Annotated in this window: 22 protein-coding genes and 1 riboswitch; of the genes, 18 read left to right on the forward strand and 4 right to left on the reverse strand. The window is 60.1% G+C overall.

Translation table 11 applies throughout. From position 1 onward, the window contains the following. The first annotated feature begins 188 nt into the window (after positions 1-188). Both rpsR and rplI read left to right on the forward strand, forming a co-directional pair. Complete coding sequence (gene rpsR, locus HMPREF0045_RS06945; protein ID WP_005986861.1) at positions 189-425, forward strand: 30S ribosomal protein S18; 237 nt, start codon at positions 189-191, stop codon at positions 423-425. A gap of 15 nt (positions 426-440) precedes the next feature. After that, positions 441-896, forward strand: coding sequence for a 50S ribosomal protein L9 (gene rplI, locus HMPREF0045_RS06950; RefSeq protein WP_005986863.1), 456 nt, complete (start codon positions 441-443; stop codon positions 894-896). An 83-nt stretch (positions 897-979) separates the two neighbouring features. On the opposite strand, the gene dnaB is transcribed toward rplI, so the two are convergent. Continuing rightward, entirely contained in the window at positions 980-2356 is a 1377-nt protein-coding gene (gene dnaB / locus HMPREF0045_RS06955) for a replicative DNA helicase (protein WP_005986864.1), read from the reverse strand. 550 nt (positions 2357-2906) lie between these two features. On the opposite strand from dnaB, the gene HMPREF0045_RS06960 reads away from it, so the two are divergent. After that, complete coding sequence (locus HMPREF0045_RS06960; RefSeq protein ID WP_005986867.1) at positions 2907-4457, forward strand: MATE family efflux transporter; 1551 nt, start codon at positions 2907-2909, stop codon at positions 4455-4457. Positions 4458-5255: 798 nt separating this feature from the next. Here the strand turns inward: HMPREF0045_RS06960 and HMPREF0045_RS06970 are convergent. After that, on the reverse strand, positions 5256-6068 hold the full coding sequence (locus tag HMPREF0045_RS06970; protein ID WP_005986869.1) for a hydroxymethylpyrimidine/phosphomethylpyrimidine kinase: 813 nt from the start codon (positions 6066-6068) through the stop codon (positions 5256-5258). A 266-nt stretch (positions 6069-6334) separates the two neighbouring features. Between HMPREF0045_RS06970 and HMPREF0045_RS06975 the strand changes: the two genes are divergently transcribed. From HMPREF0045_RS06975 to HMPREF0045_RS07015, 9 genes are all read left to right on the forward strand, one after another. Beyond that, positions 6335-7897 (forward strand): L-serine ammonia-lyase, encoded by a 1563-nt coding sequence (locus HMPREF0045_RS06975; protein ID WP_005986870.1) that lies wholly within the window; start codon positions 6335-6337, stop codon positions 7895-7897. Positions 7898-7961: 64 nt separating this feature from the next. Continuing rightward, entirely contained in the window at positions 7962-8687 is a 726-nt protein-coding gene (locus HMPREF0045_RS06980; RefSeq protein WP_196793406.1) for a response regulator transcription factor, read from the forward strand. Then, positions 8688-10370 (forward strand): sensor histidine kinase, encoded by a 1683-nt coding sequence (locus HMPREF0045_RS06985; protein ID WP_050807442.1) that lies wholly within the window; start codon positions 8688-8690, stop codon positions 10368-10370. 701 nt (positions 10371-11071) lie between these two features. After that, a complete protein-coding gene (gene nrdH, locus HMPREF0045_RS06990; RefSeq protein ID WP_005986876.1) occupies positions 11072-11320 on the forward strand; it encodes a glutaredoxin-like protein NrdH in 249 nt (82 codons plus the stop codon). A gap of 114 nt (positions 11321-11434) precedes the next feature. After that, entirely contained in the window at positions 11435-11836 is a 402-nt protein-coding gene (gene nrdI, locus HMPREF0045_RS06995; RefSeq protein WP_005986878.1) for a class Ib ribonucleoside-diphosphate reductase assembly flavoprotein NrdI, read from the forward strand. Next, a complete protein-coding gene (gene nrdE, locus HMPREF0045_RS07000) occupies positions 11821-13977 on the forward strand; it encodes a class 1b ribonucleoside-diphosphate reductase subunit alpha (protein ID WP_005986881.1) in 2157 nt (718 codons plus the stop codon). Before nrdI ends, nrdE begins: the two co-directional genes overlap by 16 nt. Before the next feature lie 231 nt (positions 13978-14208). Further along, a complete protein-coding gene (nrdF, locus tag HMPREF0045_RS07005) occupies positions 14209-15186 on the forward strand; it encodes a class 1b ribonucleoside-diphosphate reductase subunit beta (RefSeq protein WP_005986882.1) in 978 nt (325 codons plus the stop codon). A gap of 17 nt (positions 15187-15203) precedes the next feature. Then, positions 15204-15941, forward strand: coding sequence for a hypothetical protein (locus HMPREF0045_RS07010; protein WP_005986884.1), 738 nt, complete (start codon positions 15204-15206; stop codon positions 15939-15941). Positions 15942-16159: 218 nt separating this feature from the next. Further along, positions 16160-17560, forward strand: coding sequence for a M20 family metallopeptidase (locus HMPREF0045_RS07015; protein WP_005986886.1), 1401 nt, complete (start codon positions 16160-16162; stop codon positions 17558-17560). A 182-nt stretch (positions 17561-17742) separates the two neighbouring features. Here the strand turns inward: HMPREF0045_RS07015 and HMPREF0045_RS07020 are convergent, their stop codons facing one another. Next, the gene (locus HMPREF0045_RS07020; protein ID WP_005986887.1) at positions 17743-19434 is read right to left on the reverse strand and encodes a DUF885 domain-containing protein; all 1692 of its coding nucleotides are present in this window, start codon (positions 19432-19434) and stop codon (positions 17743-17745) included. A gap of 41 nt (positions 19435-19475) precedes the next feature. Here HMPREF0045_RS07020 and HMPREF0045_RS07025 point away from each other — a divergent pair, with 41 nt between their 5' ends. The 5 genes from HMPREF0045_RS07025 (at position 19476) to HMPREF0045_RS07045 (ending at position 25004) form a co-directional block, all read left to right on the forward strand. Continuing rightward, a complete protein-coding gene (locus HMPREF0045_RS07025; RefSeq protein WP_005986889.1) occupies positions 19476-20054 on the forward strand; it encodes a low molecular weight protein-tyrosine-phosphatase in 579 nt (192 codons plus the stop codon). Further along, positions 20054-21847: a Cpe/LpqF family protein gene (locus tag HMPREF0045_RS07030; RefSeq protein ID WP_005986891.1), complete on the forward strand. Its 1794-nt coding sequence runs from the start codon at positions 20054-20056 to the stop codon at positions 21845-21847. The genes HMPREF0045_RS07025 and HMPREF0045_RS07030 overlap by 1 nt, the downstream gene beginning before the upstream one ends. Positions 21848-22119: 272 nt before the next feature. After that, positions 22120-22211: riboswitch (SAM riboswitch) on the forward strand. A 5-nt stretch (positions 22212-22216) separates the two neighbouring features. Then, the gene (locus HMPREF0045_RS07035; RefSeq protein ID WP_005986893.1) at positions 22217-23287 is read left to right on the forward strand and encodes a methionine ABC transporter ATP-binding protein; all 1071 of its coding nucleotides are present in this window, start codon (positions 22217-22219) and stop codon (positions 23285-23287) included. Further along, a complete protein-coding gene (locus tag HMPREF0045_RS07040) occupies positions 23284-24030 on the forward strand; it encodes a methionine ABC transporter permease (RefSeq protein ID WP_005986895.1) in 747 nt (248 codons plus the stop codon). Before HMPREF0045_RS07035 ends, HMPREF0045_RS07040 begins: the two co-directional genes overlap by 4 nt. A gap of 107 nt (positions 24031-24137) precedes the next feature. Next, the gene (locus tag HMPREF0045_RS07045) at positions 24138-25004 is read left to right on the forward strand and encodes a MetQ/NlpA family ABC transporter substrate-binding protein (protein ID WP_005986897.1); all 867 of its coding nucleotides are present in this window, start codon (positions 24138-24140) and stop codon (positions 25002-25004) included. Positions 25005-25287: 283 nt separating this feature from the next. Here the strand turns inward: HMPREF0045_RS07045 and upp are convergent, their stop codons facing one another. Then, complete coding sequence (gene upp / locus HMPREF0045_RS07050; protein WP_005986899.1) at positions 25288-25926, reverse strand: uracil phosphoribosyltransferase; 639 nt, start codon at positions 25924-25926, stop codon at positions 25288-25290. A gap of 78 nt (positions 25927-26004) precedes the next feature. On the opposite strand from upp, the gene HMPREF0045_RS07055 reads away from it, so the two are divergent. After that, complete coding sequence (locus HMPREF0045_RS07055) at positions 26005-26523, forward strand: nucleoside deaminase (protein ID WP_005986900.1); 519 nt, start codon at positions 26005-26007, stop codon at positions 26521-26523. Positions 26524-26660 lie beyond the last annotated feature (137 nt).

A 26660-nucleotide genomic window follows, 5' to 3' on the forward strand; every position in this document is an offset into this window, starting at 1 on the left:
ACCTGCCAGGCGCAGCGCCTAGTGCGCAGTGCCTAGCGCGGGACCTGCTTAGCGCAGAATGCCTCATGCAGGGCCTGCCTAACGCAGGCGGCTTAAGTCACCAACGCCCGCCCATTTGGGATCATTTGGGTAGGGCACCCAGACATTCATCTTTAGAGTGCTAAGCACTCAGACCAAGGAGTACCACTATGGCGAAGCCCCAACTTCGCAAGCCGAAGAAGAAGGTTGGCCCGGTCAAGGCCATCAAGGTCGGCGTCATTGACTACAAGGACACCGCCACCCTACGCAAGTTCATCTCCGACCGCGGCAAGATCCGCGCTCGTCGCGTGACTGGCGTTTCCGTACAGGAACAGCGCAAGATCGCCAAGGCTGTTAAGAACGCCCGCGAGATGGCCCTGCTGCCCTACTCTTCCAACGCTCGCTGATAGGGAGGACTAGCAATGTCAACCAAGCTCATCCTCACCCACGACGTCACCAACCTCGGTGTCGCCGGTGACGTAGTTACCGTTAAGGACGGCTACGCCCGTAACTACCTAGTGCCCCGCAAGCTGGCCACCCCGTGGACCAAGGGCGCTCAGCGTCAGATCGACCAGATGGCCGAGGCTCGCCGCCGCAACGCCATTGAGTCCCTGGAAGCCGCCCAGACCGCTCGCGCCTGGCTAGCCTCCAACGTGGTTACCGTTGCCGCCGTTGCCGGCGCTAACGGCCGCCTGTTCGGTGCTGTAAGCACCTCTGACCTAGCTGAGGCCGTTAAGGCTGCCGGTGGTCCCGCGATTGACCGTCGCAAGATCCAGCTGGCCCGCCCGGTTAAGGCTCTGGGCCGTCACTCCGCTAGCGTGCGCCTGCACCAGGACGTGACTGCTCCCCTGGAGATCAACGTTATCGTGGCTCGCTGAAGCTAGTTGCGCTAATTAACGCAGCTAAATGGCCGCTCACCGGTTTGGTGGGCGGCCATTTGCGTCGGCGCCGTCGTCGCTAATTACTCACTGTAAGGGTCCGCGCCCACCGCTTCGCGGGCCATATTGGCGAAGCAGGAGACGTGCCCACGGAAGGAAACCGGGATAGTGCGGGTCTCACCATTGCGGTGCTTAGCCACAATAATGTCGGCCTCACCGGGGCGGTTTTCCTCCTCATAGTATGAGGGGCGGTGCAGCAGCATAATCAGGTCCGCATCCTGTTCCAATGAGCCAGACTCACGCAGGTCACTCATCTGGGGCTTGCGGTCGGTACGGTTTACCGGGCCACGGTTAAGCTGGGCGGCGGCAATCACCGGAATCTCCAGCTCCTTAGCCAGCAGCTTCAAGGCGCGCGAAAACTCCGAAACTTCCTGCTGACGCGACTCCACGCGGCGTCCACTAGTCATCAACTGCAGATAGTCAATGACAATCAAACCCAGGTTGAACTGCTGCTTTAGGCGTCGGGCTTTGGCGCGGATCTCCGGCATGGTCAGGTTGGGGGAGTCGTCCACATACAGCGGCGCCTCAGAAACCGGGCCGTAATGCTTAGCCAGGCGCTCCCAGTCGCGATCATCCATTTTGCCGCTGCCGCGCAGCTTATTTAGCAGCACATTAGACTCCGCCGACAACATGCGCATCATGATTTCCATGCGCCCCATTTCCAGCGAGAAATAGCAGGCCGCAATCTTGTGGTGAATTGCCGCCGACCGGCAAATATCTAGGGCCAGCGTGGACTTACCCATGGCCGGGCGCCCCGCAATAATTATCATCTGCCCCGCCTGCAAGCCACCGGTGAGCTCATCTAGCTCAATGAACCCCGTGGGCACGCCCCGCATCCCCTTATTGTCGCGGTTTTGGGCGGCTTCAATCTCTAAATTGGCGTCGTCAAGGATGTCACCCACGCGCACGTAATCCTCAGAGTTGTTGCGCTCAGAAACCGCGTAAATTTCGGCTTGGGCTAGGTTTACTAGCTCGTCGACGTCGCCGCCGTCAGTGGCGTAGCCCAGTTGCGTCACGCGCGTACCCGCCTCCACCAGGCGGCGCATAGTGGCGCGTTCACGCACAATACGCGCATAGTAGGCGGTGTTGGCCGCCGTCGGCACTGTAGCAATCAGGGACGCTAAGTAAGGGGCCCCACCCACTTTTTCCAGGTTGCCCTGGCGCTGGAGCTCATCAGCTACCACGATGGGGTCAGCCGGTTCCCCACGCGAATAGACACTAATGATGGCGTCAAAAATCTGCTCGTGGGCGTGGCGGTAAAAGTCAGAGCCTTTAATTTCCTGCAAGGCGTCAGCGATGGCGTCCTTGCTCAGCAGCATGCCCCCCAAGGTGCTCATTTCCGCAGATTCATCCTGAGGTGGGATGCGGTCGAAAATATCTGCGGTGTCGCGCGGCTCCATGGCTGACCTTTCTGGGCTGCTGTTTTGGTGGGGGGTTTAAGTCTTAGCCAGACTGAGCCTTAGCAAGGCTAAGCCCTAGCGAAACTAAGCCTTAGCGAGGCTAAGCCGACCGACGTCGTCGACAAAAACACCCCTCTCAGACTGGCACAAAACCACTTAGGCGACCAGAGGTTAAGCTACCGGCTGGGCCACTGTAGAGGGTGCGAGGGGCAGTTGGCAAATCGAAAAATCGCTTCGCTGTGGGTAATGCAAAAAAGCCTGTGGGCAATGCCTGTGTATATGTGGAAAAACCTGGGGAAAACTGTGGAAAAGGATGTGGCTAGCGCAGATCACATTCTGAGAAATGCTGTTATTGCAACGAAAAGTGTCTGTGGGGAAAGTGGATAAAAAATTGCTCCCAAATCTGTGGAAAACTCGTCAGACCTGGGGAGAACTGGTGTGCGGGGGCTTGACGCAGTGGTACAAAACTGCTTCAAACTTCTTCAAATTGCTTTCAAAAGCTGGACACAACTAGTTAGCGCGGCCAGCGAGGGTTAGGCTCACCAACAGTATGAGTACAGCAGTTTCCCCCTCCCCTGAAGTCTCTTCCCCAGAAGGTTCTCCTCTTGAAGGCTCTTCCACGGCCGGCGCCGATGCTACTGGCGCTGGCGCCGGTACTGCCGGGGCCGCGAGCGCCGGTACTGCCAGGGCCGCGAGCGCCGGTCAAGGCGCCGACGCGCCCTTTACCAGCCCGGCTGACAAACTGCGCGGGCGCGAACTTGACCGCCAAATCCTGGCCCTGGCCCTGCCAGCCCTGGGCGGGCTGGTGGCCTCGCCGATTTTTGTCATGATCGACTCCTCCATGGTTGGCCACCTGGGCGCCGACCCTCTGGCGGCGCTGTCGCTGGCCTCCTCCATTTTGACCACGGCAGTGGGCCTGTTCGTGTTCCTCACCTACGCCACCACGGCCACAACCGCACGGCATTTCGGGGCCGGGCGTCGTCGTGAAGGGCTAAAAGCGGGGCTGGACGGAATCTGGCTGGCGGCCCTAATCGGCGTGGCGGTGGCCGGCGTAGCGATGGTGTTTGCGCCCCAGATTGTGGCGGCGATGGGAGCTAAGGCGTCGGTGGCGACTAACGCGGTGGCGTACCTGCGCATGGTGCTGCCGGGGCTGCCGGGGATGCTGGTGGTGCTGGCGGCCACAGGCACGCTGCGCGGGCTGCTGGACACGCGCACGCCGTTCATTGTGGCCCTGGCGGGGGCGGCGCTAAACACGCTGCTCAACGCCTTCTTCCTGTATGTGGTGGGGCTGGGGGTGGCCGGCTCGGGGCTGGGCACGGCCTTGGCGGAGCTGTCGATGGGGGCGGCGCTGGTGACCCCGATTGCCCGCGCGGCCCACGCTGAGCAGGTCAGTTTGCGTCCGCGCCTGGCCGGGCTGCGCGCCTCCATGGGGGAGGGGCTGGGGCTGTTTGTGCGCAATATTTCTTTGCGCGTGGCCATTTTGTCTACCGTGTGGGCGGCTACCGCTTTAGGGGCGACGGCGCTGGCTTCCTACCAGGTGGTTAACGCCCTGTGGGGGGTGTGCTCGTTTGGGCTTGATGCCTTGGCGATTGCGGCGCAGGCGCTGATTGGTCAGGCACTAGGGCGGGCTGCCGAGGCGCGCCGCCGTGGCGACAAGGATGCTTTAGCGCAGGAAGATGCGGCAATTAGCCGGATTTTGCGCCGCTGCATGGGCTGGACCCTGGGCGTGGGGGTGGCTGTGGGGCTGGTTGTGGCCGGGGGCGCCAAGTGGCTGCCCTGGTTCTTCACCTCTGACGCACCCGTGCGCGAACTGGCTTTCTGGCCGCTACTGGCCATGGCGGCGTCGTTGCCGCTGGTGGCGGTGGCTTTCCTGTACGACGGCATTTTGATGGGGGCTGGCGACGGGCGGTACCTGGCGGTGGCCGGCGTAATCAACCTGGTGCCATACCTGCCGGCGATCTTGCTGCTGGTCAACGCCCATGAGGGCCTGAGCGACAATGCGGCGCTGATGCTGCTGTGGGGGGCGTTTGCATTCATTTTCATGGGGATGCGGGCGCTGACTACCGGCTGGCGGATCCACACCGACGCCTGGAAAAAATAACTGCAGGTGGAAACAGGCAGGCACATAAATACAGGCAAAATCATCCCTTCCCTATAAAAAATTCATGGGGTTTTATAGGGAAGGGATGAAATGTCAGTATTTGTGAGGAGGCCTGGGGAAGAGGGCCTAGAGAAGAGTGGCCGGAGAAGGGGAACCGGGAGCAGCGTGCCAAAAACTGTTTTCTTACAGAGGCCTGGATGTCCGCGCTGTGCGTCGCTGCGCTGGTGATCGCAGGAGTTCCCTAAACAGATGCTTGGATGGTGCACCTAACGGCTGTCCCAAATGTGACCCTGGTGGGGTTCCTTGCTAGACCGCTAGACCTTCACCCCTGGGTAGTTTTCGCGTCCGGGCAGTATCTCGGCGCCGGGACAGCACTTTATGCCCGGATGTCCGGGCACTCATTTACAGATACGCAGATATCGTCCGTTGCCTATAAAACCCCATGGAAAAATTATAGGGAAGGGATGATTTTGCCTGTATTTATGCCTGTATTTGACTGTGCCGACTAAGTCCATAAGTTATACAAAAAGTTAAAAAGTAGGGGCCCCAGGTAACCCCTTAATACCTGGGACCCCCACAGATCATGGGAAAACCGGCTCGGTTCAGCCTTTCAGCCTTGCGGCCTTGGTGGTCGGCGCTGCGGCCGGCGCTGCGGCCGGCCCCTCACAGATACGGAAAAACCGTCCGTTCCCTATAAAACCCCATGGAAAAATTATAGGGAAGGGACGATTTTACCTGTATTTGTCTGTGCCTGTCAGTCTGTCTGTGTCTGTCAGTCTGACTGTGCCTCTGAAGGCCTCAGAGGGTAGCGGATGCGCCGCCCTGGTAGACGTAGCTGAAGGGGGCGTTGCCGTGCATACGGTTCTCGATGGAACTGAGCACTACCTGCTTGGCGTCGCGCACTGCCTGCAGCGGTGCCACGCCCTTAGCTACCTGCGCGGTAATGGCGGCGGCCAGAGTGCAGCCAGCACCAGAAACTCGCTCGGAGCCCACTGCCGGCACTTCCAGCACCTCTAGCTGCTCGCCGTCGTAGTAAACATCCAGCGCAGTGCCGGTGCCCAGCAGGGTGCCAGCCTTAGCCACCACCACGGGCACACCCTGGTCGTAGATGGCCTTAGCAGCGTCCTTAAGCTGCTCCACACTGGTGATCTCGCCGCGACCAGAAAGCACCTGGGTCTCGAACAGGTTCGGGGTAACAATGCTGGCCTTGGGCAGCACCTGGGCGCGCAGAGCATTGTCCACATCCAGGGCCGCGCCGGGCTCCTGACCCTTGCAGATCAGTACCGGGTCCAGCACCACCTGGGGGAACTTGTAGGTATCTAGTGCCTGGGAGACCACCTCGATGGTGGCCGGGGTGCCCAGCATGCCGATCTTTACAGCATCAATGTGGCTGTGAACGCTGGCGGCCGCCTCAATCTGGTCGGCAATCACCTGCGGGTCAACCGGGACGAAACGGTGGCCCCAGTTGTTGTTGGGGTCAAAGGAAACAATGCAGGTAAGCGCAGTGCAGCCAAATACACCCAGTTCGTGGAAAGTTTTTAGGTCAGTCTGAGCGCCGGCGCCGCCGGAAGCCTCAGAGCCAGCAATTGCAAGTGCAATGGGAGTAGCCATACGGATAGTTTGCCCCCTTAATAGCGGCCTTGGCTAGGGTAGAGATGGTGTAGTTAGTTATTACTAACTCAGTTATGTCTTGAGTATTGTCTGGTTACCCCCGCAAATTGATTAACGACGACGCCGCCCGGGTTTGCTCTGATGCTTGCGTCTGTCGGGCAATAATTCACGACGCCGCCGTCCACCGCCTGCCTGCGTCCCCTTAAGCTAAGCGCATACCTACCCGGGCACAGCCCAGACAAAGCTAAATGCGGCATTATTAGAACATGACCGCACTCAACACCAATGCGCTAACGGCCCTGCCGGTTGTCCCCGAAGTTGATGGAGAACTAATCACCCCCGCCGCACTGATGGCTGGCGCAGTTGACCCCGAGCTGGCCTCGCGTCCCTTAAGCGTATTTGACCTGATGCGAGTCGGAATCGGCCCCTCCTCCTCCCATACTGTGGGCCCCATGCGTGCCGGGGCTGCATTTGGCGCTGCTCTCGTGCGCAACCTTGAGCGCCGTCGCCAAGCCGCTGCGCTACCTCAAGTAACCCGCCTGACCGTAGAGCTATACGGCTCGCTGGGGGCCACCGGGCGCGGACACGCCACCGACCGCGCCGTCGTCATGGGCCTGGGCGGCTACAACCCCAAAACTGTCCCCCAGGAAGTGTGCGCCAACTTCTGGGACCAGGTGGAAGCCCAGGGCTACGTGCAAATGCCGGGGCTAGGCCAGGTACCCTTCTCCACCAGCAAAGACATCATGTTCCTACCCGGGCGCGTGCTTTCCTACCACGTCAACGGCATGACCCTAACCGCCTACGACGCCGCCGGGGCGGAAATCCTACGCCGCACCTACTTCTCCGTGGGTGGCGGCTTTGTGATGGAGGATGTGGGCAGTGACGGTCACCCCGAAATCCGCGCCCTGGCCACAGCCGAAACCAAAGAAGTCAGCGCCACGTTAGCCCCCTACCCCTTCTCCAGCGCCAACGAGCTGCTAGCCATCTGCCGGCGCACCGGGCTACGCATCAGCGACGTGGTGCTAGCCAACGAGGTCTCCGCCCGCACCGAACAGGAAGTAATCGACTACATCCGCCTGCTCGAAACCACCATGATGCAGTGCATCGAGGCCGGCTGTAAGGCCCAGGGGGTACTGCCCGGCGTGCTCGGTGTCCACCGCCGCGCCAACGCCCTCTACCAGCGCCTACTGGCGGAGGAGAAAACCCCCGCCGACGCCTACTGCCGCCGTGACCCGCTGCGTGGCATGGACTGGGTTAACCTCTACGCGCTCGCGGTCAATGAGGAAAACGCCGCTGGTCACCGTGTGGTTACTGCCCCCACTAATGGCTCGGCGGGGATTATGCCGGCGGTTTTGGCTTACTACCGCCACTTCTGCCCGGGTGCTAACGACGACGGCGTGCGTCGCTTCATGCTGGCAGCTACCGCCGTGGGGGCCCTGATCAAGACCAACGCGTCGATTGCTGGCGCTGAGGTGGGCTGCCAGGGCGAGGTGGGTTCAGCTTCCTCTATGGCTGCGGCGGGCTTAACTGAGGCCCTGGGTGGCACCCCTGAGCAGGTGGAGAATGCTGCTGAAATCGCCATGGAACACAACTTAGGGCTCACCTGCGACCCGGTTGGTGGCCTGGTGCAAATTCCTTGCATTGAGCGCAACGCGGTGGCCAGTGTGAAGGCTATTAACGCCTCGCGTATGGCCCTGTGGGGCGAGGGCCGTCACCAGGTCAGCCTGGACACGGTTATTGAAACCATGCGCCAAACCGGTGAAGACATGCTCTCCAAGTACAAGGAAACCTCCCTGGGTGGCCTGGCTGTAAACGTCGTCGAGTGCTGAGTAGGGGGAGTCTTCCCTAAGCGTATTAGTAGCGCGCAGCAGCTAAATGCAGTGTGATAGAGCTATGACAGCCACAAACGCCACCACTTCCGATGCCAGCCAGGTCAAGGTGCTAGTGGTCGACGACGAAATTGTCCTAGCCGATCTTCTAGCCAGCGCCCTGCGCTATGAAGGCTGGGAGGTTACCACCGCCCACACCGGTGCCGACGCCGTGCGCCTGGCCCGCGAAATCTCGCCTGACCTGGTGGTTCTAGACATTATGCTGCCAGACTTTGACGGCCTTGAGGTGCTGAGCAAGATCCGTCGCAATGACCCGGACATCTCGGTGCTGTTCCTGACCGCCAAAGACTCCATTGCTGACCGGGTGGAGGGCCTAAGCGCCGGTGGGGATGACTACGTAACCAAGCCCTTCAGCTTGGAAGAGGTAGTGGCCCGCCTGCACGCCCTGCTGCGCCGCTCCGGCTCAGTGGTGGCCCCGCCCAGTAACGAGCTGGTGGTGGGCGATTTACGCATGGATGAAGACTCCCACGAGGTGTGGCGCGGCGAAGACCCAATTAAACTCACCGCCACCGAGTTTGAGCTGCTGCGTTTCTTCATGGAAAACCCGCGCCGGGTGCTGTCTAAGCCGCAAATCCTGGACCGGGTATGGGACTACGACTTTGGCGGCCAAGCTAACGTGGTGGAGCTTTACGTCTCCTACCTGCGTCGCAAGATCGATAAGGGACGCGCCCCCATGATTCACACCGTGCGTGGGGTGGGCTACATGCTCAAGGTCGCTGAGGAAAACTAATTGTTTAGGGCTATAAAGCAGCTTCTGGCCTCGGCACGCGGTTCGGCGAGCGGCTGGGAACGCAACTGGCAACCAAGTGCCGCCCAGTGCGCCCAGCACCCCCAGGTAGAGGCGGGGCGGCGTCGTCGGCTGTGGGCCCACAAAAAACTGAGCCTGCGTCGCATGATTGTGCTGACCGTGGTGGCCGTGGTGTTTGTGCTAGCTGGGACGATTGGCTGCCTTAGTACCTGGGCGCTGGAAGCTTCACTGATGGACCGCGCCGATATTCGTGTGCAGGCCGCCTCCCAGCGCGGTAACACTCGCCGTCACAGCGAATCCACCGAAAAAAACGTCGCCCAGCAGCTACTGCAAACCTATGGCAGTGACAGCAGCGACTATAACCCGCCCGCCGGCCTAGACGCCCCCGGGCAGGCTGCCGGCACCCTGGCCCTGCTGCGTAACCGCCAAGGGGTGGTGGCCAGCGCTTACATCAACAATGAAGGCAAATACACCTACCTGACTCGCGACCAGATAAACACCCTGATGGCAGCGCTTAACTCAGGTAAAACCAAGCCTTTCACGGTGTATGTGGAGGGGCTGGGCACCTACCGGGTACTGGTTACGCGCGACTCGGTTAGCTCCGACGCCGTACTTACCGGGGTGTCTTTAGCTGATGATGAAGCCCTGATCGGCCGCCAAATGATTATTGAGGTGCTGCTGGTGGGCAGCGGTGTAGTTCTGGCGGCGGTGGTCTGCTTTGGCTTGGTGTCTAGGTTTTTGCAGCCTCTGCGGCGCGTGGCAGCTACCGCTCGGCAGGTAGCTACGCAGCCTATGGATAGCGGTGAGGTACAAATTGAGCGCCGTGTAAGCCTTGCTGACCTGTGTTCTTCCACTGAAGTGGGGGAGGTGGGCACAGCCCTTAACACCCTGCTTGACCACGTCAATGATGCTTTGGAGGTGCGTCAACGCTCCGAAACCCAGGTGCGTCAGTTTGTGGCTGACGCTTCCCATGAGCTGCGCACGCCCCTGGCCGCTATCCGTGGTTACACCGAGCTGGTGCGTAGCGGGCGTGAGGGTGATCAGCTTAGCGAGATTTCCCAGCAGGCCATGGACCGTATTGCTAGTGAATCGCTGCGCATGAGTGAGCTGGTTAATGACTTACTGCTGCTGGCGCGCTTGGATGCGGGCCGGGAGCTGGAAGATGAGCTGGTGGATTTAGCTCCGGTGCTGATTGAGTCGGTGGCAGACGCGCAGATAGCTGGCCCTGATCACACTTTTGAGCTGGATTTAAGCGCTGTGTTTGGGGCAGATGAGGATCTTGATGAGCAGCTGCCGCTGGTGCGCGGTGACGAGCAGCGCCTGCGTCAGGTGCTAGCTAATTTGCTGGCTAATGCCCGCCTGCACACTCCCGCCGGCACGCATGTGTGGGTCAAGCTGCTGCAAGAGGGCGATGAGTACCGCATTGTGGTGGCTGATAACGGGCCGGGTATTTCCCCGCAGCTGCGCGGCAAACTGTTTGAGCGCTTTACTCGCGCTGACGCCTCACGTAATCGCCAGGGCGGCTCTACGGGCTTAGGGCTGGCTATTTGCGCCGCTATTGCCCAGGCTCACGGCGGTAGCGTGCAGTTGGCTGATTCGGCTAGCTATCTCGACGACGCCGCCCAAGGCGCCTGCTTCGTGCTCAGTCTGCCTGTGGCCAGCTAGCGCTAGTTTCCATCTGGCCGGCGCGCCACGCGCGGTGGTCCGGTGCGGCTTTGTGCCGCCTAGCCTGCTGGTGGCCGCCGCCGGTGGCCACTGCTGTTCCTGATGCACAGGCGGTCTTGCCGCCACGCGCCGGTGGCGCGGTACGGGTTTGTGCTGCCTAGCCTGCTGGTGGCCGCCGCCGGTGGCCACTGCTGTTCCTGATGCACAGGCGGTCTTGCCGCCGCGCGCCGGTGGCGCGCAGAGTGCAAGTGTTTTCGCGTGTGAGATGAATAGCTAAGCAATTTTTTCTTCTCTAAACACAGCATGTGGGAAAAACTGCGTGCCCGGCCTGGGGGAAGTGGGGATAAACCGCCTTGAACTGGAGCTAAGGGGAGGGCGTGGGGCGACGTCGGAAAAAAGCAGCTAAACCGGCGCAAAAATGGCCACTTAACGCGTGGTGTAGCCCGGGCACACTAAAAGGAAGCGCGCAACGCAGCGAAAGTATCCACAGCGGCGGCGCCAGTTGTCCACAAATTCCGGGAGGTTTATGCACAGATTCGGTGGCAGACACATCATCTTGGGGTGTTGGCGCTTTCGCACCCCTAGGGGTAGTGTTTTCTATTGCCGGTCGGAATATGCCGGCCGCGTGTTACAAGCGTGTTGTTTCTAGCTCTGGTCTCCCCGCCAGACAGACCCATCAGGATTGAAAGGCACAAATAAAAATGGCGATCACCGTCTACTCCAAGCCCAACTGCGTGCAGTGCAACGCCACCTACCGCGCCATGGACAAGGCTGGCCTTTCCTACTCCACCGTCGACATCTCGGTAGACGCTCAGGCGCTAGAGCAGGTTAAGGCTCTGGGCTACGTACAGGCTCCGGTAGTTATCGCTGGCGATGACCACTGGTCCGGTTTCCGCCCCGACAAGATCAAGGCTCTAGCTGTAGCTAACGCCACCGCAGTTGCCGTCTAAGTGGCTCTACGAGCGACGTCTACCTGCTGGTGGGCGTCGCTCAACTGCGTCTTAGGGCGCATCATTGCCGGCCCGCTAGCCGGTGGGATTAACTTGCAACACAGGTCGTGACCAATGGCGCTTTTAGTGTATTTTTCCTCCACCTCTGAAAACACACATCGCTTCGTAAGCAAACTGGGTATGCCCGCTAAACGCATCCCCCTGCTGCCAAGCCAGCCGCCGCTGGAAGTAGATGAGCCATATGTGCTGTTAGTCCCAACCTACGGTGGTGGCAGCATCAAAGGTGCAGTCCCCAAGCAGGTCATTAAATTCCTCAACAATCCCCACAACCGTGAGCTATGTCGTGGCGTTATCGCTTCTGGCAATACCAATTTTGGTGCCGCCTACGGCCTGGCTGGTGACATAATCTCTAATAAGCTAAAAGTCCCATATCTCTACTGCTACGAGCTGTTGGGAACTCCCAAGGACGTAGAGACCGTAAAGCAAGGATTGGAAAAGTTTTGGCAGACACTCTGACTGATACCGGCAGTGAGTCGGTACGTTCCCCTGAACTGGACTACCACGCTCTAAACGCCAAGCTGAACCTTTACGGCGCTGACGGCAAGATCCAGTTTGACGCCGATCGCCAGGCTGCACGTCAGTACTTCCTGCAGCACGTAAACCAGAACACGGTGTTTTTCCACGACATCGAGGAAAAACTCGAATACCTGGTTGAAGAGGGCTACTACGACCCCACCGTGCTAGCCAAGTACCGTGAAGGCTTCCCCAAGGAGGCTTTCAAAGCCGCCTACGCCCACAAGTTCCGTTTCGAAACTTTCCTGGGGGCCTTCAAGTACTACACCTCCTACACCCTCAAAACCTTTGACGGCAAGCGCTACCTGGAGCGTTTTGAGGACCGCGTGGCCACAGTCGCCATGGCCCTAGCCGACGGCGACGAGCAGCTAGCGCTAGACCTGATTGAAGAAATCATGTCTGGCCGCTTCCAGCCAGCCACCCCCACCTTCCTAAACGAGGGTAAAGTCCAGCGCGGCGAGCCTGTATCGTGCTTCCTGGTGCGCATCGAGGACAACATGGAGTCAATCTCGCGCGGGATCAACTCAGCCTTGCAGCTATCCAAGCGCGGTGGCGGCGTCGCCCTGCTGCTAACCAACCTACGCGAGATGGGCGCCCCCATTAAGCGCATCGAAAACCAATCCTCCGGCGTCATTCCCGTAATGAAGCTGCTGGAAGACTCCTTCTCCTACGCCAACCAGCTGGGTGCGCGTCAGGGCGCCGGGGCCGTGTACCTGCACGCCCACCACCCCGACATCATGCGTTTTTTGGACACCAAACGCGAAAACGCTGACGAAAAGATCCGTATCAAGACCCTGTCCCTGGGTGTGGTGATCCCCGACATCACCTTCGAGCTGGCCAAGAAGAACGAGGACATGTACCTGTTCAGCCCCTACGACGTCGAGCGCGTCTACGGGGTGCCCTTCTCCGAAATTTCGGTGACGGAGAAGTACCACGAAATGGTCGACGACGGCCGCATCCGTAAGTCCAAGATCAACGCCCGCCAGTTCTTCCAGACCATAGCTGAGCTCCAGTTTGAATCTGGCTACCCCTACGTGATGTTTGAGGACACGGTCAACAAGACCAACCCCATTAAGGGCAAGGTGGTCATGTCTAACCTGTGCTCGGAAATCTTGCAGGTTTCTGAAGCTAGCGAGCTAAACGCAGACCTAACCTACGCCCACGTGGGTAAGGACATTTCCTGCAACCTGGGTTCGCTAAACATCGCTAAAACCATGGATTCACCTGATTTTAGCCGCACCATCCGCACCGCTGTGTGGGCGCTAACCGCCGTCTCAGACCAGACCGACATTGAGTCTGTGCCTTCCATTCAGCGCGGTAACCGCGAATCGCACGCCATTGGCCTGGGCCAGATGAACCTACACGGTTTCCTGGCGCGCGAATCCATCCACTACGGCAGCGAAGAAGCCCTGGACTTCACCAATGTTTACTTCGCCAGTGTGCTGTTTGAGGCCCTCAAAGCCTCCTGCGAGCTGGCCCGCGAGCGCAATGAGCGTTTTGTCGGTTTCGAAGAATCTAAGTACGCCACCGGCGAGTTCTTTGAAAAGTACCTAAACCAGGATTTTGTGCCCACCACTGAGCGTGTAAAGGAACTGTTTGCCGCTTCTAGTGTGCACGTGCCCAGCCGTGAAGATTGGGCTCGGCTGGCCCAGCAGGTGCGTGAGTACGGCCTGTACAACCGTAACTTGCAGGCGGTGCCGCCCACCGGCTCTATTTCTTACATCAACAACTCCACCTCCTCGATTCACCCGATCGTGGCCAAGGTAGAGATCCGTAAGGAAGGCAAGATTGGGCGTGTCTACTACCCGGCCCCCTATATGACTAACGACAACCTGGAGTACTACAAGGACGCATACGAGATTGGCTATAAGGCCATTATCGACACCTATGCGGTGGCTACCCAGCACGTTGACCAGGGCCTGAGCTTAACCTTGTTCTTCCCGGACACCGCCACCACCCGTGACCTGAACAAGGCCCAGATTTACGCCTGGCGTAAGGGCATAAAAACCATTTACTACGTGCGTCTACGTCAGGCAGCCCTGGAAGGCACTGAGGTAGAAGGCTGCGTCAGCTGTATGCTGTGAGGCTTGGCCCTGCACAGTAATCTGTGGCCTTACACCATAATTTCGCTGCTGGCCGTCTAGGTGGTCTACCACCTAGACGGCCAGCCCGTTTTTGGCTGTGTCACCTTTTGGTGGCGCCATCTTTTGATTGCGACAGCCCCTTTTTTGTGGGGTTGGCCTAGGCCCGTTTGGGGCGGTTATTGGCTAGTATTGAGTTGCCTTTTGCTCGCTATCCACCTCAAGAAGGTCCCAATGCATCACGAGAAGCTCAAGCTACTAGACCGCGTTCAGGCCATTAACTGGAACCGCCTGGTTGATGACAAAGACCTTGAAGTGTGGGACCGCCTCACCGGTAACTTCTGGCTGCCTGAAAAGGTGCCGCTGAGCAATGATGTGCCCTCCTGGGCTACCTTGACTGAAGACGAAAAGCTCATGACTAACCGCGTCTTCACTGGTCTGACGCTGCTAGACACCATCCAGGGCACGGTGGGTGCGGTTTCACTGATCCCTGACGCGCGCACCCCGCATGAGGAAGCGGTGCTAACCAACATTGCTTTCATGGAGTCGGTACACGCACGCTCCTACTCCTCGATTTTCTCGACACTGCTGTCCACTAAGGAAATTGATGAAGCCTACCGCTGGAGTGAAGAAAACCCCCACCTGCAGCGCAAGGCTGACATTATCCTCAACTACTACCGTGGCGATGACCCGGAAAAGCGTAAGGTTGCCTCCACCATGCTGGAGTCTTTCCTGTTCTACTCAGGTTTCTACGCCCCCATGTACTGGTCTAGCCACGCTAAGCTAACCAACACCGCTGACCTGATCCGCCTGATCATTCGTGACGAGGCCGTGCACGGCTACTACATTGGTTACAAGTATCAGCAGGCTGTGGCCGAGGCTTCGCCGCAGCGTCAGCAGGAGCTTAAGGACTACACCTTCGAGCTGCTCTTTGAGCTCTACGACAATGAAGAGCAGTACACCGAGGACCTCTACGACCCACTAGGCCTAACCGAGGACGTTAAGAAGTTCTTGCGTTACAACGCCAACAAGGCCCTAATGAACCTGGGCTATGAGGCCATGTTCCCGGCTGACTCCACGGATGTAAACCCGGCTATTTTGGCTTCGCTTTCCCCTAACGCTGACGAAAACCACGACTTCTTCTCCGGCTCTGGCTCCAGCTACGTCATCGGCACCGCTGAAGCCACCCAGGATGAAGACTGGGACTTCTAAGTCAGCTAGGGAGCTACATGCATACCGTAACTTTCGGACTGCCCTTTAACGGCGTCGTCCCCCTATGGCACGAAGACGGGCTGATCACCTGGCACCAAAGCGACATTGACCTGGCTGAAGTGCTGGGGCTGGGGCTAGTTGAGGAGCGTGAAATCACCGAGGGGGCCCCTGCCGGCTGGAGTGAGCGGGTGGAGGTGGGCCGCCTAATGGGCAACATTTTGGAGCTCAAGGCCATCACCCCGACAGGTAAGCGCGCCATTAAGGATGTGGGGGCTGGGGCCCGCATCGGCATCAGTGACCCGCTGCCTTACCAGGAGGCTATGGGCGAGTTTTTCGACGCCGACGCTTTCAGTGTGCATATCGCTCGGATGCTGCTGCGTGGGGCGCGCGATGGGCTACTGACCGTGTTTACGCTGCACGAGTCGGGCAACCCCCAAACGCATCACCTGCTGAGCGTGTCTTCCACCCTGGATGAGTTGGGATACATGTATTTCCACCTGGTCACCATGGTGGATATGAGTGAGGTTCCCAGCTGGGCGGGTTACTCTAAGTCCGACGGCGTCACTAGCTTGGATATGAGCATTAACTACTCTGATCTGCTGGGTAGGGCGGAAATTAACGGCGTGGAGACCGCTGGTGAGGCGCTCGACGCCGGCAAGCTGATTAGCTTTGTGCGTCCGGCTGTCGATGCCTTGCTAAAGCCTGGTTTCCCCTTCGCTTTGGGGGCCAGCGTGTTTGGCCCCAAGCAGGCCTAGCAGCGGGTAGGCCAAACAGCGGGTAGGCCAAACAGCTGGCTCTAACGCCCTACCTGCGGCCGCTCCCGGCGCCGGGACTGATTGTCCGGCCCTGGCCGCCAAGGCTGCGCCGACAGGCCGACGCGCGCGGCCCTGCGCTAGGCGCCGGGGCTACGTATTTGGCGGGCAGTGCTTAACTGGCACTGCCCGTTTTGTGTGCAGATTCCTATAGTTGAACTATGCGCGACCTTAGCCAGCCCACTGTGCCCTCCCGAGCTTTTTACGACCAACTTGCTGTAGAAACCGAAAAACGCCGTCAAGCTAACCCCACCGCCACCGCCTTAGATCCCCACGGCGGTGCCAGCATCCAGCTGCGTGAAGAACTAAAAGCCCACATTGAGGCTTTGGCCCCGCAGATCGTGGCGCTAAGCCAGGGTATTCACGCTCACCCAGAGGTGGGTTACCAAGAGTTTTATGCCGCCGACGCCGTCGCTAAGCTGCTGCAGGCCCATGGCATTGAGGTTGAGCGCGCCAGTTTCGGCATGGAAACCTCGCTGCGCGCTCAAATCGGCGGCGAGGCCGCTGCTACGGCCGCCGGCGCCGTCGTCGCAGCTGACGCAGACCGCAGCGAAAAGCAGCCCACAATCGCGATTTTGTGCGAGTACGACGCCCTACCCGGGGTGGGTCACGGTTGCGGTCACAACGTCATGTGCGCCAACTCCGTTGGGGCCTTCCTAGCCCTAGCTGAACTGGAAAAAAGCCACCCTGGCGCGCTAGGCGGGCGGGTTATCCTGCAAACCACCCCGGCTGAAGAATGCGACACCGCCAAGGAAATCCTGGCCCAACGCGGCATGCTAGAGGGTGTGGACGCCGCCATCCAAACCCACTCCTACGCCTACGACCTGGTGGATCAGGCCTGGCTGGGGGTACGCCGGATGCGCGTAGTGTTCCACGGGGTTTCCGCCCACGCCGCCAGCGCCCCCTTTATGGGCCGCAACGCCCTGGACGCAGTGACGGTGGCGCAGGTGGGTATGGGTTTGCTGCGTCAGCACATGCTGCCCTCAGACCGTATGCACGCGGTGGTTACCGACGGCGGGCTGGTACCTAATGTGGTGCCTGAGCGGGCAGAAATGAGTGTGATTGTGCGTTCGCTGGATGCTGCCACGCTGCGCGACCTGGTGGCGCGGGTGGAGGATGTGTTCCGGGGCGCCGCCCTAGCTACCGGCTGTGGGATGGAGATCCTTACCGGTGAAACCACCAATGAGATGCCGGTGCGCGCCAATGGCCCGCTTAGCCAGGCTTGGGTGCGCGCGCAGAACACAGTCGGACGCACGGTGCTGCCGCGTGGGGTGATTACCGAGGTGATTGCGGCAGGCACCGATTTTGGCAATGTGTCCCAGCGCGTGCCCGGGATTCACCCGCTGATCAAGATTGCCCCCGAGGGTACGGCCCTGCACACTCATGAATTCGCGACGGCGGCCGGCTCGCCGCTAGGCGACCGCGCGGCTGTGGATGGGGCTTGGGGCCTGGCCAGTGTGGCCCTGGATTACCTCAGTGACCCTCAACTGCGTCAGGCCGTGCGCGCTGACTTCGAGGCCAGTGGTGGGGTAGTGGACGTGGCCTCCTTCTGGGAGAAGTAAATACAGGCAAAATCGTCCCCTCCCTATAAAAAAATCATGGGGTTTTATAGGGAGGGGACGAAATGTCAGTATTTGTGAACCAAGGGCCGTGGCCCTGGCCGCCGGGCCGCACCCAGACCGGTCATACTGCAAGGCGGCGCCGTTGACGCAGTTTCTACGACGACGGCGCCCGGCGCGGGTGTTCAGGCTAGCGCCTCGCGCAGCACATCCAGGCCCACGCTACCAATAGCCAGTGCGCGAGAGTGGAATTCCTTAAGCGAGAACTCCTTGCCTTCACGGGCGGCCTTAGCGGCGGCGTCGTCGCGAATAGACTCCCACAGACGCTGACCCACTGCGTAAGCCGGCGCCTGCCCCGGCCACCCCAGGTAACGCTCCAGCTCAAAGGACAAGAAGCCCTCAGCCATAGCCACATTGTGGGTCAGGTAAGCCCAGGCGCTGTCGCGATCCCACTTACCCTCGCCAACCCCGGGCAGAGCCGCCAGCTCAGCCGGGCGCTGCTTGCCGGTGTGCACACCAATGTCTAGCACCACGCGGGCCGCGCGCAGACGCTGGGAGTCGAGCATACCCATGCGGTCACCCAGGTCATCCTGCCAGCCCAGATCGGCCATGAGGCGCTCAGCGTAAAGCGCCCAGCCTTCGCCGTGCCCAGAAACCCAGCACAGGTGGCGGCGCCAGTCGTTGAGCTCATCGCGCAGGTAGGTCTGCATACCCAGCTGCAGGTGGTGGCCGGGAACGCCCTCGTGGAACACGGTGGTGCGCTCCTGCCAGGTGTTAAACACGGTGGTGCCGGCGGGCACAGACCACCACATACGCCCCGGACGCGAGAAGTCATCGGAGGGGCCGGTGTAGTAGATACCGCCGGTGGAGGAGGGCGCAATGCAGCATTCGATGCGCTGCAGCGGGGCGGGAATGTCAAAGTGGGTGCCGTTTAGGCCGGCCACGGCGGCGTCGGCGGTTTCCTGCATCCACTTCTTCAGCGCGTCGGTGCCGTGCTGCTGGTAGCGCGGCTCCTCGTCCAGGCGCTTGAGGGCTTCCTGCACGCTGACGCCCTCGCCGTACAGCTCGCGGGCCACTTCGCGCTGCTCAGCATCGATGGCGGCCAGGCGCTCGCGGCCCCACTCGTAGGTTTCGTCTAGGTCAATGGTGGCGCCTAGGAATTCGCGCGAGAACAGCTGGTAGCGTTCACGCCCGACGCCGTCCTGCTCGCCCGCCTGGGGCAGCAGCTCGGTCTCCAGGAAGTTAGCGAAGTCGCCGTAGGCTGCCTGGGCGCTGGCTGCGTTGGCGGCTAGCTCCTTGCGTAGGGACTCTGGCAGGGCCTGGGTTTCGGGGGAGGACACTAGGGTCAGGAATGAGGAGGACTCGCCGGCTTGGTTGTGGGCTTGCCCGGCCACGGCGCGCACCTGGCGGGAGGCGGCCACCTGCCCACGGCTGGCGGCTAGGCGCAGGGACTCGACGTGACCACCCAGAGCCCGCTTGACGTCGCCTAGGCGGGCGCTGATGTTGGCCCAGTCCTGCTCGGTCTCGGTGGGTAGCAGGTCGAATAGGTCGCGGATGTCCTGCGAGGTGGAGGCGATGTTGTTGAGGTTGCGTAGCGGCTCGCCGGCTTCGGCTAGCTCAATCGATAGCCCTAGGCGTTCGCGCATGGCGGCTACGGTTACTTCGTCGACGGCGTCGGTGGGGGCTACTTCATCCAGCTTGGCTAGGGTTTCGCGGTCTAGCTGGGTGTATGCGTCTAGACCCTGGGGGGAGAAGTCGTCTAGGACGTCGTGGCGCTCGCCTAGGCCGGTGGAGGAGCCGGTCATCGGTGAAAGCTCAATTACCTTGGCGGTGTACTCGTTGGCGATGGCGTCAATTGCGCTTGGTTTGTGACTCATGAGGCAAGTTTAGTCTTACGTGGAATAATAAGGGCGTGGCTATGTCATACCTTTCTTTACTTCCGGCGTTTGAACGCCTGCCTTACCGCGTGGTTATGGTGTGTACCGGCAATATTTGTCGCTCGGCTATGGCCCAGATTGTGTTGGCGCAGCGCCTGCGTGAGCTGGGGGTAAGTGAGGTGGAGGTTAGCTCTGCCGGGGTTTCTAATGAGGAGCAGGGCAACCCGATTGATTACCGCGCTGCCCGCCTGCTGCGTGAACAGGGCTACAAGAGTAATGACATCAGCACCCACCGGGCCGCTCAGATTACTGACACCCAGCTGCGTCACGCTGATCTGCTGCTAGCCATGACTGCCAGTCATCAGCGGGAGTTGATTCGCCGCGCCCAGAAGCTAGGCGTAGACCCGGGCCGCGTACAGCTTTACCGCATCTATGACCCGCACTGCCGCGAGCAGGTGGAGGCAGCCTGGCAGGGGCAGGGCAGTCTGACTGGTTTGAATGTGCCAGACCCCTGGTATGGGGATGAAGACGATTTTCGCGACACTCTAGATGTGGTTGAGCGCGTCAGTGAGGTTTTGGCGAAGAATCTAGCCCAGCTGGTTGAGGTACAGGAGCCTTAATGGCTGTTAAAGCTAGGTCTAGGCTGGGTGCGCTGGGCACGACGTCGGCACGCGTCAGTGCCACGGCAGTACGCGTCAGCACGACGGCGGCACACGTCGTCGCCGTTGCGGGGCGCAAGCTACGCGTTAATGCACACTCAAAAACCCGCCGTAAGCTGCAAACCTTGACGGTGGCAGTGTCTGCATTGGCGCTGCTGGCCGGTTGCGGGCCTAGCCAGCCGCGAGTGGCCGTGGCTCCTACCGCAACCTATAAGGCTGAGGTGGTACGGGATATGCCCACGACGCCGGCGGGGGTGGCGGCTAGCTGGCTGCTTTACAGCATTTCTAACTCCAAGAGCATTACTCAGGCGCAGATCCGCTCGCATTTTTCGCAGTCACTACTTAAGCAGACATCGTCTAGTAACCTTTACAACTCTCTCACGAAACTGCGTGCGGCCGGCCCGTATACGATGCTCGGCTATGAGGACAGCGGTAACCGCCTGCTAATTGGGGTGCAGGACTCCAATGGCAGGCAGATCAGTATTGATTTGGTGGCTGATTCGCGCAGCCAGATTGTTTCGCTGACTTTTGGGCGCCTGGGCAGGGTTCCGGTTATCACCGATGAGGCTAGTTTGGCTCGCGCCCTTAATGAGGTTGGCGACGACGGCTCTGGCGTGCGTCGTGCGGCTTCAGCTTCCCAGCCGCGCTACCAAAGCAGTTTCTTGGTTGCCCGCATCGATACGTTAAATGGCTGCGGCTCTCCCTTGACACTGTCTAATGCTGATGATCAGATGCCAATTGGGCGCCTGGTAGACCTTTACACCCTGGCTGGGGTGGCGGAGGCCGTGATCGACGGCGGCGTCGAGATTAACCAGGACGCTACTGTCTTGCCGTCCATGATTGCTCAAGGTTATGGGCGTAATGACGCCACCATGATTGGCAAGAAATATCCTCTGCGGGTGGTGGCCTCCCACACTATCCACGAATCTGACCCCACTAGCGCCACCATGTTGATGAAGACGGTGGGGGCCGATGGGATCCGCGCCGCTGCTCAAAACACTGGCAAACAGGATTTAACCTCTTTCTCGCCGCTATTGACGCCCCGTGCGGTGGGACAAATTGCCTGGTCAGACTCGGATTTGCGGTTTTATTGGCGTGAGGCCAATAAGCAGCCTGAGCAGCAGCGCCAGGCTCTGCGCACAGCCTTGGTGAACTCGCTTTCGCGCGGGAGTGTGGCCATGGATCCGAACCGCTACCAGGATGTGCTGTGGCCGGAGGGGATCGGCTGGTTTGCCTCAGCTCGCGAGATTTGCCGTGTGCAAAGCTATTTGGGTCAGTTGAGCCGGCGCGATGTTAACGCCGATATTTTGCTGCGTAATGCCATGGTGGTTGAAAACGGTGTGCATATTGACTCTAGCCAGTGGACTTATGCCACCTATGTGGGCACCGAATCGCCTGGTCAGCTAGCTATGACCTGGGTGCTGACCAGTCCGGCGGGGGCGCGTTACTGCCTGGTTATGATCCTGGCGGCGCGCGACAACACCACTTTGCCTTCGCCGCTATGGTTGCAGGCGGTGGCCCGGCAGGTGATCGACCGGCTGCCTATCTGGATTGCAGCTAAAGAACCTAAAGCTAGCGTCACTGCCACTGCTACAGCCACAAACCCCACCGCCAAGGCCACGAAGGCTAAGGCCAGTAAGAGCAAGGCCACGAAGGGCTCCAAACGGGCTAGCCAGAGCCCCGCCCCGGCCACACCCGCCCCTAGTAGTGCCTCCACTGCTCGTCCCGATAAGAGCACTTCCAGCCCGCATTAAAGCTGACGCCCGCATTAAGTCGACCAGCCCGCGTTAAAAGCCGACGGCGCCGGGCTGCCTGCGTCCCGTCCGATGCGTCCAGGTGCGCCGCGCGTGTGCCTGCGCTGCTCCCGCGCGCCCTGGTTTTAATGCGAACGCTTATAAATCTGGCTATAAGCCCAGGTCAACAGCTAGCGCTATAAATACCCCTAAAAAATAAGTGTTCATATTGTAGACATCACAAAGGTAAAGCTTGCCAGGGGACCTTATACCCGCTTAGCCTGAATTTAGTTAGACCATCAAGAGCAGCCGAGAGACCTGGATCGTTGAAGCTGCAGCAACCCCCCATTTCGGGTGCGGGTGCTACTGCCAGGAACGATGGAGGTGAATATGAGTCAACCAGAAGTAGACCAGCAGCACTCTATGTTGTCGCTGCGTGATGTCCACAAGGTATACAAAATCAAGCCCAAGGGTATTGCTTCAATGCGTACTCCTGCGCGTGAAGTACGTGCGCTAAATGGCTTAAATCTTGAGGTTGCAGCTGGCACCATCCACGGCATTGTAGGTACCTCCGGGGCCGGTAAATCCACCCTAGTGCGCTGTCTAACCGCGCTAGAAACCCCCACTAGCGGCATCATCACTGTAGACGGACAGAACCTGTCTGACCTAAACCAGCGTGACCTGCGTGAAGCCCGCCGTAAGATCGGCATGGTGTTCCAGCACGCCAACCTAATGGATGCGCTAACCACTGCACAGAATGTGGCTTACCCCTTGGCTTTGGCCCGTGCCCCCCACGGTTACCGCCGTGAGCGTGTAAGCAAAATGCTGGACCTGGTGGGTCTAACTGATCGCGCCGACTCCTACCCTTCACAGCTATCGGGTGGCCAAAAGCAGCGTGTGGGTATTGCCCGCGCCCTGGCTGATGAGCCCAGTGTGCTGCTGTGCGACGAGCCCACCAGCGCCCTAGACCCCGAAACCACCCGCTCTATCTTGGATCTGATCCGCTCCGCCCGCGACACCTTGGGCGTGACCGTAGTGATCATTACCCACGAAATGAGCGTAGTGCGCTCCATCTGTGACTCGGTCAGCCTGCTTGAAGCCGGCCAGATCGTCGAAGGTGGCCCCATTGACGAGGTAGTTTCCCAGGTAGATTCGCGACTTTCGCGTGAACTGGTACCGCTACCGGAAGTTAGCGAGAAAGTGCTCGGGCGCGGCGACGTCGTCGTCGACCTGGCTATTACCGCTAAGAAGGGCCAACCCGCAGCCGCCAAGATCCTGACCATTGCCGCTGACCGTGGCGGTGACGTGGCCGGGGGCGTATTCCAGACCATTGCGGGGGCCCAGATTGGCCGCCTGGCAATTACCGTTGAACCCAGCCGCGCCCAGGGCCTAATCGACGCCTTGGCTGACGCTGGGGCTAAGCCAAGTTTGCGCGACACTAGCAAGGAGGTGGCAGCATGATGGGAATCGGTGAATGGCTATGGGATCGTTTCCTGGACATCTCCGACGCCACCGGGCTCACGGGCGCTTTTGGTGAAGGCACCTGGTTTGATAACCGAGCCGTGCGTTTGAAGATGGGTCCGGCAATTGACGAGACCCTGTACATGACTTTCGTTTCTGGCGCTATCACCGTGGTGCTGGGTTTGGCGCTGGGCATTGCCCTAGTGTCTACCGGTCACCGTGGCCTGACCCGCAACCAGGCGGTTTACCAGGTTCTTAGCGCCATCGTTAACGTGGGGCGCTCCATGCCCTTCTTGATCTTAATGATCGCTATCATCCCGCTTACCCGCCTGCTGGTCAGCGACACCACCAGTTGGCAGGCGGCGGCAGTCCCGCTAACCATTGGGGCTATCCCCTTCTACGCGCGTTTGGCGGAAACCGCGCTCGACGGCGTCGAGCAAGGAAAAATCGAAGCGGCCCTGATGCTGGGGGCCTCCCGCATCCAAATAACCTTCGGTGTGCTGGTGCGTGAAGCCCTGCCCAGCCTGATCCAGGCGGCCACAGTCACCCTGGTGACCCTGCTGGGTTACTCGGCGATGGCGGCCTCCATTGGCGCCGGTGGCCTGGGTGCCCTGGCCTTGCAATACGGCTACCAGCGCTACCAAAACGACGTAATGATCCTGACGGTAATCGTCATCGTGCTCATTGTGGGCGTCATCCAGGTGGTTGGCGACATGCTCAGCCGCTTGGCTGACCACCGCTGATCCAACACCAGCTTGGCGCGCCCAGTGCCAACCAAACTGTGGCGCGCAACAGCCAAGCGGCACCACCAGAACTACTTTCCCCACCTAAATTCACAAGGAACAAAATCATGGCAACTGCACTAATCTCTCGTCGTAGCTTCACCGCTGGCTCGCTAGTGGCCGCCAGCGCCGCCGTACTAGCCGCCTGCGGCTCCTCCAAGAAGAAGGGCGGCGACTCCCTACCCAAGGGCATCACCGAGAAGGACGGCACCTACACCATCAAGATCGGCTGCTCCCCGGTACCGCACGGCGACATCCTAGAGTTCGTCCAGTCCAACCTGGCCAAGAAGGAAAACCTGAACCTAGAGATCAAGCAGATCGACGACTACCAGACCCCCAACTCCTCTCTGGCTGACGGCTCCCTAGCCGCCAACTTCTACCAGACCCCCAACTTCCTGGAGCTGCAGGAAAAGGAGAAGGGCTACAAGTTCGAGTCCCTGGCCAAGGTGCACGTTGAGCCCATGGGCCTGTACTCCAACAAGCACAAGAAGCTGGCTGATCTGCCCAGCGGCGCCAAGGTAGTACTCAACTCTGACCCGGCTAACACTGCCCGTGGCCTGAAGCTACTGGAAACCGCCAAGCTGATCACCCTGGACCCCAAGGTTGACCTGCCCACCGACACCGACGTCACCTCCAACCCCAAGAACCTGAAGTTCACCCTGGTGGAGGGCGCCCAGACCGCTCGTAACCTCGACGACGCCGACCTGGTGGTGCTAAACGGTAACTATGCCCTGGCTGCTAAGAAGAACCCGGCCAAGGACGCCCTGCTGCTGGAGAGCGGCACCAACTCCCCCTACGCCAACCTGCTGGTGGTGCGCGAGGAGGACAAGGACAACGAGCAGCTCAAGAAGCTGGCCAAGCTGCTGAACAGCGCTGAGGTCAAGAAGTTCATCCAGGAAAAGTGGACTGACTCCTCGGTTATCCCCGCATTCTGATGCGCAGGTGCCTAATGCCCGGGCGGCATGCCTGGCAAGTGAGCCGGCAGGTGCTGCGGCGGCAGTAGCGCCCGGGCAGCAGTGCCCCGGAGCTCCGCCCGGCATTAGGCACAGCGTTAGATAATAAAAAGGTGTGGCCCCTAGGGGTCACACCTTTTGTATTAGTGCCGTTAGCGGTGCCGGCTGGCAACCGGGCGCCTGCTAACAATCAGCCGGCCGGCAACCGGGGTGAGCGCCGCGCCACCGCAGTTACGGCCGCTAGCTGCCGGCGCCGATTAGAGCGTCAGTCAACCACGCCGTAGAGGCGGTCGCCGGCGTCGCCCAGGCCGGGGACGATGTAGGCGTTTTCGTTGAGGTGGTCATCCACGGCGGCAACCACGATGGTGACGTTGGCGCGGTCGCCCACGGCTTCCTCAACAGCCTTGAGGCCCTCGGGGGCAGCCAGTAGGAACAGGGCGGTTACGTCCTTGGCGCCACGCTCAAGTAGGTAGTCAATGGCGGCGATCAGGGTGTGACCGGTGGCTAGCATCGGGTCCACAATGAACACCTGGCGGCCGGATAGATCCTGGGGGAGACGGTTGGCGTAGGTTTCGATCTCTAGGGTCTTCTCGTTACGGCTCATACCCAGGAAGCCAACCTCAGCGGTGGGCAGTAGGCGAGTCATACCCTCAAGCATGCCTAGGCCGGCGCGCAGGATGGGTACCACCATGGGGCGTGGGTCGGCAATGCGGCGGCAGTGGGCGGTGGCCACGGGGGTGACTACCTCGATTTCTTCGGTGTGTACCTCGCGGGTGGCCTCATAGGCCAACAGGGTAACTAGCTCGTCTGCGAGCTGGCGGAATACGGGAGAAGGGGTCTCCTTATTACGTAGGACAGAAAGCTTGTGGTCAATTAGGGGATGGTCTGCAACATGAACACGCATAGTGCAAGTTTACGGTTAGGGTGCGCCTTGAGCTAGCGGGTAGGCTGACCTTAGCCCGTAATTGCAAGGAGGTGGCTGATGCATAGTTATGAAAATGGGGGCGGCGGACAGCTGCGCGGTGAGGCTTTGACCTGCGCCGTTCAGGAGGAAAAGTACGGTCCGGCCATGGAGTTAGCGCTGCATCAGGCGGCTTTATCTGCGCAATTGGGGGAGGTGCCGGTAGGTGCCGTGGTAATTAACGACGACGGCGAAGTCATCTCCCAGGGTCGCAACCGCCGTGAGGAGCTCAATGACCCCACCGCTCACGCCGAAATTTTGGCACTGCGTAGCGCTGGGGCCAAGTTGGGTACGAGTCATTTGGAGGGCTGTACCCTGGTGGTGACTTTAGAGCCATGCGCGATGTGTGCGGGGGCTATGCTTTTGGCCCGCCTGAAGCGAGTAGTGTTTGCCGCCTGGGAGCCGAAAACGGGGGCTTGTGGCTCGCAGCGTGACTTGGTGCGTGATGTGCGCGCCACGCACCGCCTGGAGGTGCTGGCGGGGTTGCGCCAGAGCCAGGCACAGGCGCTGTTGGAGGATTTTTTCGCCCAGCGCCGCTAGCGGGGTGGCTGGCTTTGGGGGCCGACGTCGTCCGCGCAGCTGTCACTGCCTGCGCGCCTGGTTTTGGGCGTGCACTTTTGTGTGAGTGCGGCTGGGTAAGTAAGGTTTGCGTATTGGCTGTAACCTCCGGTAAATTG

It is taken from the genome of Actinomyces graevenitzii C83, from assembly GCF_000239695.1.
Classification (GTDB): Bacteria; Actinomycetota; Actinomycetes; order Actinomycetales; family Actinomycetaceae; genus Actinomyces; species Actinomyces graevenitzii.

Excerpts from the sequence above, each read along its gene's own strand:
- rpsR (WP_005986861.1), top strand. The coding sequence starts at position 189 with ATGGCGAAGCCCCAACTTCGCAAGCCGAAGAAGAAGGTTGGCCCGGTC.
- rplI (WP_005986863.1), top strand. The coding sequence starts at position 441 with ATGTCAACCAAGCTCATCCTCACCCACGACGTCACCAACCTCGGTGTC.
- dnaB (WP_005986864.1), bottom strand. The coding sequence starts at position 2,356 with ATGGAGCCGCGCGACACCGCAGATATTTTCGACCGCATCCCACCTCAG.
- HMPREF0045_RS06960 (WP_005986867.1), top strand. The coding sequence starts at position 2,907 with ATGAGTACAGCAGTTTCCCCCTCCCCTGAAGTCTCTTCCCCAGAAGGT.
- HMPREF0045_RS06970 (WP_005986869.1), bottom strand. The coding sequence starts at position 6,068 with ATGGCTACTCCCATTGCACTTGCAATTGCTGGCTCTGAGGCTTCCGGC.
- HMPREF0045_RS06975 (WP_005986870.1), top strand. The coding sequence starts at position 6,335 with ATGACCGCACTCAACACCAATGCGCTAACGGCCCTGCCGGTTGTCCCC.
- HMPREF0045_RS06980 (WP_196793406.1), top strand. The coding sequence starts at position 7,962 with ATGACAGCCACAAACGCCACCACTTCCGATGCCAGCCAGGTCAAGGTG.
- nrdH (WP_005986876.1), top strand. The coding sequence starts at position 11,072 with ATGGCGATCACCGTCTACTCCAAGCCCAACTGCGTGCAGTGCAACGCC.
- nrdI (WP_005986878.1), top strand. The coding sequence starts at position 11,435 with ATGGCGCTTTTAGTGTATTTTTCCTCCACCTCTGAAAACACACATCGC.
- nrdF (WP_005986882.1), top strand. The coding sequence starts at position 14,209 with ATGCATCACGAGAAGCTCAAGCTACTAGACCGCGTTCAGGCCATTAAC.
- HMPREF0045_RS07010 (WP_005986884.1), top strand. The coding sequence starts at position 15,204 with ATGCATACCGTAACTTTCGGACTGCCCTTTAACGGCGTCGTCCCCCTA.
- HMPREF0045_RS07015 (WP_005986886.1), top strand. The coding sequence starts at position 16,160 with ATGCGCGACCTTAGCCAGCCCACTGTGCCCTCCCGAGCTTTTTACGAC.
- HMPREF0045_RS07020 (WP_005986887.1), bottom strand. The coding sequence starts at position 19,434 with ATGAGTCACAAACCAAGCGCAATTGACGCCATCGCCAACGAGTACACC.
- HMPREF0045_RS07025 (WP_005986889.1), top strand. The coding sequence starts at position 19,476 with ATGTCATACCTTTCTTTACTTCCGGCGTTTGAACGCCTGCCTTACCGC.
- HMPREF0045_RS07030 (WP_005986891.1), top strand. The coding sequence starts at position 20,054 with ATGGCTGTTAAAGCTAGGTCTAGGCTGGGTGCGCTGGGCACGACGTCG.
- HMPREF0045_RS07035 (WP_005986893.1), top strand. The coding sequence starts at position 22,217 with ATGAGTCAACCAGAAGTAGACCAGCAGCACTCTATGTTGTCGCTGCGT.
- HMPREF0045_RS07040 (WP_005986895.1), top strand. The coding sequence starts at position 23,284 with ATGATGGGAATCGGTGAATGGCTATGGGATCGTTTCCTGGACATCTCC.
- HMPREF0045_RS07045 (WP_005986897.1), top strand. The coding sequence starts at position 24,138 with ATGGCAACTGCACTAATCTCTCGTCGTAGCTTCACCGCTGGCTCGCTA.
- upp (WP_005986899.1), bottom strand. The coding sequence starts at position 25,926 with ATGCGTGTTCATGTTGCAGACCATCCCCTAATTGACCACAAGCTTTCT.
- HMPREF0045_RS07055 (WP_005986900.1), top strand. The coding sequence starts at position 26,005 with ATGCATAGTTATGAAAATGGGGGCGGCGGACAGCTGCGCGGTGAGGCT.